The sequence below is a fragment of the Massilia scottii genome, from assembly GCF_030846495.1.
GTDB classification, from domain to species: domain Bacteria; phylum Pseudomonadota; class Gammaproteobacteria; order Burkholderiales; family Burkholderiaceae_D; genus Telluria_A; species Telluria_A violaceinigra.
Window position 1 is genome coordinate 66,706 of sequence record NZ_JAVCWM010000033.1, and the last position, 6,000, is coordinate 72,705.

A 6,000-nucleotide genomic window follows, 5' to 3' on the forward strand; every position below is an offset into this window, starting at 1 on the left:
TTTTCAAGTCAATGAGGGTCATGAACCGTCGATCAGTCTAACACGCGGTGCGACGATTGTTGGATGCCTAATCTATCCCCCAATCGACATGATCCCACCTTAATTGCGCTTGGGGACGCAATCCGCCGCATACGCCAAAAAAAAGGTCTCAGTCAGGAACAACTTGCTTTGCTGGCTGGTGCCGACAGGAGCCACCTGGGAAGGCTTGAGAGGGGCGACAATGAAATTGCGGTTTTGCTGTTGGTCAGGATTGCGAAGGCCCTAAACATCTCCGTTGCCGAATTGATGCAGGAAGCGGCGCTGTAGTCTGGTCGCCCCGTCCCCGAAACACCCCTGAAACTACCCCGCATCAGTACAACAGATGGGGTAGCTCATCAGGGTGTACCGTGCCGAACCAAGCAAAATAAGCCAGTTACTTAGCTCAATAGGGTTGACAGTACGTGAGCCACCTTGTATTATTGAGCCACTTACCCAACTGAGCCGCTCAACATGAAAACTATCTACTACGGACGTATCAGCACTACCGAAGGGCAGACCAGCGCCAGCCAGTACGACGATGCAAAGAAGCAGGGCATCAACGCCAAGCACGTCCACATTGACGAAGGCATAAGCGGCTACCACGTGGCTCCTATGGACCGTACAGAGTGGAAGCGAGTAATGGATAAGCTATCTGATGGCGGTGTGCTGTATGTCCGCTGGCTTGACCGTATCTCACGCCGGTACGATGAACTGCACCGGGTCATGCAGCTATTGATGAGCATGGGCGTTAAGGTGGTCTGCACGTTGAACGGAATGACCTTTGACGGGACCGCCACTGACCCTATGCTCAAGGCCACCCGCGATGCCGTTCTGGCCTTCATGGCTGCTCAGGGCGAAGCCGATTATATAAATCGTCGGGAAATGCAGCGTCGTGGTATCGAAGTAGCTAAAGCAGCCGCTGATGGTAGGTATGTCGGTCGTGCTAAGGCACTGGACCCAGCCACAGTAAAGGCATGGCGTGCTGAGCATGGAAAATCCATTGCAGCCACAGCAGAACACTTTGAGGTCTCTGTTGCCACTGTGAAGAGGTACTGCGCATCCTAAAAACAGTATAAATCGTTTATACAGATATTTCGATTTGGCCCGGCAGGGGCAGCTCTCAGTATCGGTACATGGTTAAGGTCCACCCGTAAGTTTTGCCCAACTCAGCCATAGATACTTTTTCATGGAAAGTATTTGCCTAAACGAAATAGTGTATTTTAAAAAAAATAAAATCAAAATTTTTGCGCACACAAATTGCACACACCATCCAAGCAGCCCTTACAAATACTGATGTTTCGGTCCAGTCCATCATCGGCGCGACAGAGACTCTTCTGCTTCGGTAAGTGCTTGATTTCATACTATATTTCGTTTTTTTGCGCTTGTTTCGCTCCGTCACTCATGCTCGATATGCGGCATTGTGTTGTTTCCCGCGCGCTCAGGACGGAGAAATGACGGGTGGCGTTTATTGGAAAGAGGAACGGAAGCTGGATGGCTGATGTGCGCCGGACGGGCCACAAGTCGGCGAGCAAATCATTCCCGACAAATACCCATCGCGGCCGCGTGGGCGCGCCGCTTCGAGTCCGACATGGATGCGGCTACCTGCCAGGATGGCCGCAGGCTGAATTCTATTACATTCCGGGGTCCGACCGTCAGGCACCCGGAGGAAATCGGCAAGCGCACGCCCGGCGAACGTTTCGCGCCTGGCGCTGTCGAACATGATACCGATGGTGGCAAATTGCGACAGGCAAGGCATGCTCCCGGAAACAGGCATGGCAGAGCAGATGACAACTCCAGCCAAAGACGAGATCGACGCCAAGCTCGACGCCTCCGAGGCGCGGGTTGATGCGCGCCTGGCGAATTTCGATGTCAGCGTAAAGACTGGCTTCGCAGAGCTGCGCACTGCCTTTGCCGAACTGTGTGCCGACATGGCCAGGCAAATAGGGGAGTTGCGCGCTGAGATGGAAAAAATGCGCGCCGATATGCACAAAGACATGAAAAAGACTGTCAAGTGGGTCATCGGCTTTGGCCTTGCCAACATTGGCGCCATATTTGCGGTCTCAAGGATGGCGGAGAAACCGACGTCGCAAGCTGACGTGCGGCCGCCGCCCATCATCATCACCATTCCCCAGCCAGCCGCGCCGCCGGCAGCTCCCGCGCCTGCGCCCGCGAAGTAGCCGCTTCCCGAAGCAAGCGTCCCAAACGGGTTTTTACGCCCGTGGCTTGCCATCCAAGCCGGAGCGATTACTTCCCGGCCAGCCAGGCACGCTCCTGGTCAGGCCGCCGGCACCAGTCCCGCCGGCGCCCTTTGCGAGGGATACCAGCGCGCGCGCAATTGCATGAACGGGGTTTCCACGCAGCGAAACAGCAGCCAGCCGGCGAAGATGCTGACGGTAAACAGCAGCAGCACGGTCAGCGGCGCGTTGACATCGATCTTCATGTCGCGCAAACGCGGCGCGGCGACCATGAAGATCGGTTTGTGGATCAGGTAAATGGCGTACGACCACAGCGCCAGCTGGGTTGCGCCGGGCACGCGCACGCGGGCGAGCAGCGATGTCGGGCTGAGCGCCGCCATGACCAGCAGGGCGTAGCTGATGGCGACCAGCGAAAAGCCGAAGGTGGTCGAGAGCATCGTATCGGGCCATTCCTGTTTCACGCAATACAGCGTGGCGACGACGGCGGCCAGCCCGGCGGCCAGCAGCAGGTTGCCCTTTGCCAGTATCTTTTCGTACAGGGCGCCATGAAAGTTCTTGAGCATGGCGATGGCCACGCCCGGCAGCAATTCGTCGAAGCGGCACCAGGTGGAGTAATAGGTCTGCGCCGAAAAGGCGTCGTACTCGTGCAGCGCAAAGGCGCTGCCGCGCGCCAGCATGCCGGCGCCGATGGCGCCGGCGATGAGGCACCAGGCGACGGCGAGCGGCCGCTTGCAGCGCACGACCGCGAGCGTCATCAGGGGAAGTAGCAGATAAAATTGTTCTTCGATACACAAGGACCAGGAATGGGTAAACGTTTGCCCATAGGCCAGGCCGAAATTCTGCGTGAAGGTCAGGAATTGCCACAGCGGCGGGGTGCTCGAGCCGCCGAGCAAGCCCGGCAGCAGAAAATACAAGGCCAGCATGAAGTAATAATTCGGCAAGGTACGCAGCAGGCGCTTGGCGAAGAACGCCTTCAACGACAATGCTTCCTTGCGCGCGATCGCCGACAGGATCTGGTTGCCGATCAGATAGCCGCTGAGCACGAAAAACAGGTCCACCCCTGTCCAGCCGACGCTGCCCACCACGCCGAAGGTATCTTTTCCGCTGACAAAACCACCATAATGAGACATCAACACGAGCGCAATGGCGACGGCGCGCAGGGTATCCAGGCCGCTGGCGCGGATCAAAGCATTGTTCGGGGGCATACCATCATGGTGGGTTGAGTTGGGAAAGTGCGTGTGGCGCGCAGCGCGCCGTGCCGGAATGACAATGATAAGCCAACACGAACCGGCTGGCAGCACTTATTCGGAGGCGGACGGCAGGCGCCGCCCGCGACCGGCCAGCGTCCGCTATGCAGCCTGGCGCAGCGATAAACAGTGGCGCGCTTCGGTCCTGAAGGCGGGGCCGTCCATGTCCGCGCCCGGGTAGTCCGGCAGCCTCTCGATCATGCCCGCGAACTGGTCCAGCGCCGCGCTGGCCTGCTCCAGCAAGGCATTGAGCTCGCCCTGCGCGCCACCGGCCAGGAAGGCGGCCAGGGTCTGGTCGATCCGGCGTGCAGCCCGCAGTGCCGCCAGATAGTCGCGCCGCAGCCCCTCCTGTCCGGTGCGTGCGCCGAAATACGCCATCGCCGTCGCTTCGCAGTCGTCAAAGCGGGCCGGCGTGCCATCCCAGGCGGTCATCGTCCCATTCGCCATCCAGGTGGAAAGGACGTCGGCCATGCCGTTGAGCCGCTGGACCGCGAAGATGAAATAGTGGATGCGTCGAAGGTCATCCGATCCGATGGAAATCATGGTCTTTCTCCTCACAGGCGAAGGCTTAATGGGGGAACCTGGCAATGCATTCTTGCCACAGCTGCTGAAAGAGCAACAAGTTCTGCTCCATGCAGATGGTCGGATCCCGGACCATGGTGCACACCTGATCGCGCATGATCTCGAAGGTCTCGCTCGCAGCGGACAGGCAACTCATGCGCGTGGGTAAATTGGTCGGGTAGCGCGGGCCGTAGCTGTCGCCGCTTCCGCCACCGCCACCGCCGTCTCCGCCGCCGCCGCCGCCGGACGGAGCGCCATCGCCGGGCGTCCAGCCGGCGCCGCCGTAGGGGGCGCCGCCGCCACCACCGCCACCACCGCTGTCGCCGCCTCCGCTTCCGCCGCGCCCGGTGCAAATGGTCTGTTCATTCGGCGCGAGACGGCACTCCCAGCTCTTTTCCTGCCAGCCCACGATGGCAATCAGTTTTTTGTTGAGGGCATCGGGCGCCGAGGCCGCCGCCGCCATTCCCGCGGCAGTGGAGAGCGCCGCCGACGTGAGCTGCGCCTCCTTGGCGGGGGCCGCTGCCACCCGATTGTCAAGCGCCGGCGCCATGAGCATGCGCTGGCCCGAGGAACTGTCGATCGATACCAGGACACCAGCCTGATACACCGCCCGCTGCACCTGCCCATCGGAAAACTCGATCCGCTCAAGCCGCTGCTCGTCATCGTAGTGATAGCTGGCGGACCTGCCATCCGAATGGTAGATGTTGGAGAGCCGGCCCTCTTTATAGAAGTAATGCGTGCTCCGCTCATCTGCCAGCCTGGCAATCAGTCGCGTCCCCTTCATGACCAGTGTTTCCCCGCCCGCAACGATGGTGCGGACGACATCGGCAGTGCGCCGTGTCGTGGACGGTGGCTCGGCCGCGGCTGCGTGCGTAAGACAGACCATGGCGAACAACAAGACAGATGATTTAAGCAAACATTTCATGATAACTCTCCGCAAGATGAAAGAACCTCATCTTGGCGCGCGCTCAGCGGTCGGGGTTTATCCATTCTCAATCGGGTCATGCATTCACTAAGTCATTCATTACAAAGGGAAATATCGTTGCGGGAGGATGACTTCTCCCGGCAGGACCAAAATAATTCAAATTATTTCCGTACGGCACTTAATGACTTCAGAGAAATGGTCGTCTTGTACTTGGGAGAGCGCGACGCAACGCGACTCCGAAGTCCCCACCCCCTACACTGGAGTTTGATCATGCTGAGCCTTCACACCAACAACGCTGCCCTGTCCGCACAAAATTCGATCAACCGCACCCAGGGCAGCCTGTCGACCTCGATGACCCGCCTGTCGACCGGCTACCGCATCAATTCGTCGATGGACGACGCCGCCGGCCTGCAGATCGCCACCCGCCTGAAAGCACAAACCAGCGGCATGGCCGTTGCAATGCGCAACACCCAGAATTCGACCTCGATGCTGCAGACCGCTGAAGGCGCGCTCGACGAAGTGAGCAACATGCTGGTGCGCATGAAGGATCTGGCCACGCAAGCAGCCGACGCCTCCTCGACCGCAGCCGACAAGACCGCGATGCAGTCGGAATACGATGCCCTCGGTACCGAACTGAACAACGTGCTGACCAACACCTCCTTCGGCGGCGCCAAGCTGCTCGTCGGCGGCACCATCGCCTCGGCCATGACGTTCCAGATCGGTTCGAGCACCAGTGAAAAAATGACCGTGGACATGTCCACCAGCATGGGCACCCTGGTCACCGACGTCACCGCCACGACCGCCAACTACACCACCCCGAACTCGGTTGGCACCGAACTGACCGGCGCCGGCACCGCCTCGACCACCATCGACAAGCTCTCGACCGCGATCGCCTCGATCGGCACCGTGCGTTCGTCCCTGGGTGCCTCGGCCAACCGCCTCGAACACGTCTACAACAACCTGTCGAACATCAGCACCAACAGCAAGGCCGCAACCGGCCGCATCATGGACGTCGACTTCGCCAGCGAAAGCTCGAAAATGACCACCAACCAGA

The 6,000-nt window shown here is 59.5% G+C and carries 7 protein-coding genes; 4 read left to right on the forward strand and 3 right to left on the reverse strand.

Translation table 11 applies throughout. From position 1 onward, the window contains the following. Positions 1 to 63: 63 nt before the first annotated feature. From RBA41_RS29595 to RBA41_RS29605, 3 genes are all read left to right on the forward strand, one after another. A complete protein-coding gene (locus RBA41_RS29595; RefSeq protein ID WP_306627955.1) occupies positions 64 to 306 on the forward strand; it encodes a helix-turn-helix domain-containing protein in 243 nt (80 codons plus the stop codon). A gap of 183 nt (positions 307 to 489) precedes the next feature. Continuing rightward, the gene (locus tag RBA41_RS29600) at positions 490 to 1,083 is read left to right on the forward strand and encodes a recombinase family protein (RefSeq protein ID WP_306627956.1); all 594 of its coding nucleotides are present in this window, start codon (positions 490 to 492) and stop codon (positions 1,081 to 1,083) included. Positions 1,084 to 1,790: 707 nt separating this feature from the next. Further along, complete coding sequence (locus RBA41_RS29605) at positions 1,791 to 2,195, forward strand: hypothetical protein (RefSeq protein WP_306627957.1); 405 nt, start codon at positions 1,791 to 1,793, stop codon at positions 2,193 to 2,195. 98 nt (positions 2,196 to 2,293) lie between these two features. Here the strand turns inward: RBA41_RS29605 and RBA41_RS29610 are convergent, their stop codons facing one another. The 3 genes from RBA41_RS29610 to RBA41_RS29620 form a co-directional block, all read right to left on the reverse strand. Continuing rightward, positions 2,294 to 3,418 carry an acyltransferase family protein gene (locus RBA41_RS29610; protein WP_306627958.1) on the reverse strand — a complete coding sequence of 375 codons (1,125 nt, stop codon included), beginning with the start codon at positions 3,416 to 3,418 and terminating at the stop codon, positions 2,294 to 2,296. Positions 3,419 to 3,562: 144 nt separating this feature from the next. Next, complete coding sequence (locus tag RBA41_RS29615) at positions 3,563 to 4,003, reverse strand: hypothetical protein (protein WP_306627959.1); 441 nt, start codon at positions 4,001 to 4,003, stop codon at positions 3,563 to 3,565. 25 nt (positions 4,004 to 4,028) lie between these two features. Further along, entirely contained in the window at positions 4,029 to 4,946 is a 918-nt protein-coding gene (locus tag RBA41_RS29620) for a hypothetical protein (protein WP_306627960.1), read from the reverse strand. A gap of 270 nt (positions 4,947 to 5,216) precedes the next feature. On the opposite strand from RBA41_RS29620, the gene RBA41_RS29625 reads away from it, so the two are divergent. Beyond that, the coding region (locus tag RBA41_RS29625) for a flagellin N-terminal helical domain-containing protein (protein WP_306627961.1) at positions 5,217 to 6,000 on the forward strand (784 nt) is incomplete at its 3' end.

What these genes read in the sequence shown, in the direction of transcription:
- RBA41_RS29610 (WP_306627958.1), bottom strand. Translation starts at nt 3,418, where the DNA reads ATGCCCCCGAACAATGCTTTGATCCGCGCCAGCGGCCTGGATACCCTG.
- RBA41_RS29600 (WP_306627956.1), top strand. Translation starts at nt 490, where the DNA reads ATGAAAACTATCTACTACGGACGTATCAGCACTACCGAAGGGCAGACC.
- RBA41_RS29615 (WP_306627959.1), bottom strand. Translation starts at nt 4,003, where the DNA reads ATGATTTCCATCGGATCGGATGACCTTCGACGCATCCACTATTTCATC.
- RBA41_RS29620 (WP_306627960.1), bottom strand. Translation starts at nt 4,946, where the DNA reads ATGAAATGTTTGCTTAAATCATCTGTCTTGTTGTTCGCCATGGTCTGT.
- RBA41_RS29595 (WP_306627955.1), top strand. Translation starts at nt 64, where the DNA reads ATGCCTAATCTATCCCCCAATCGACATGATCCCACCTTAATTGCGCTT.
- RBA41_RS29605 (WP_306627957.1), top strand. Translation starts at nt 1,791, where the DNA reads ATGGCAGAGCAGATGACAACTCCAGCCAAAGACGAGATCGACGCCAAG.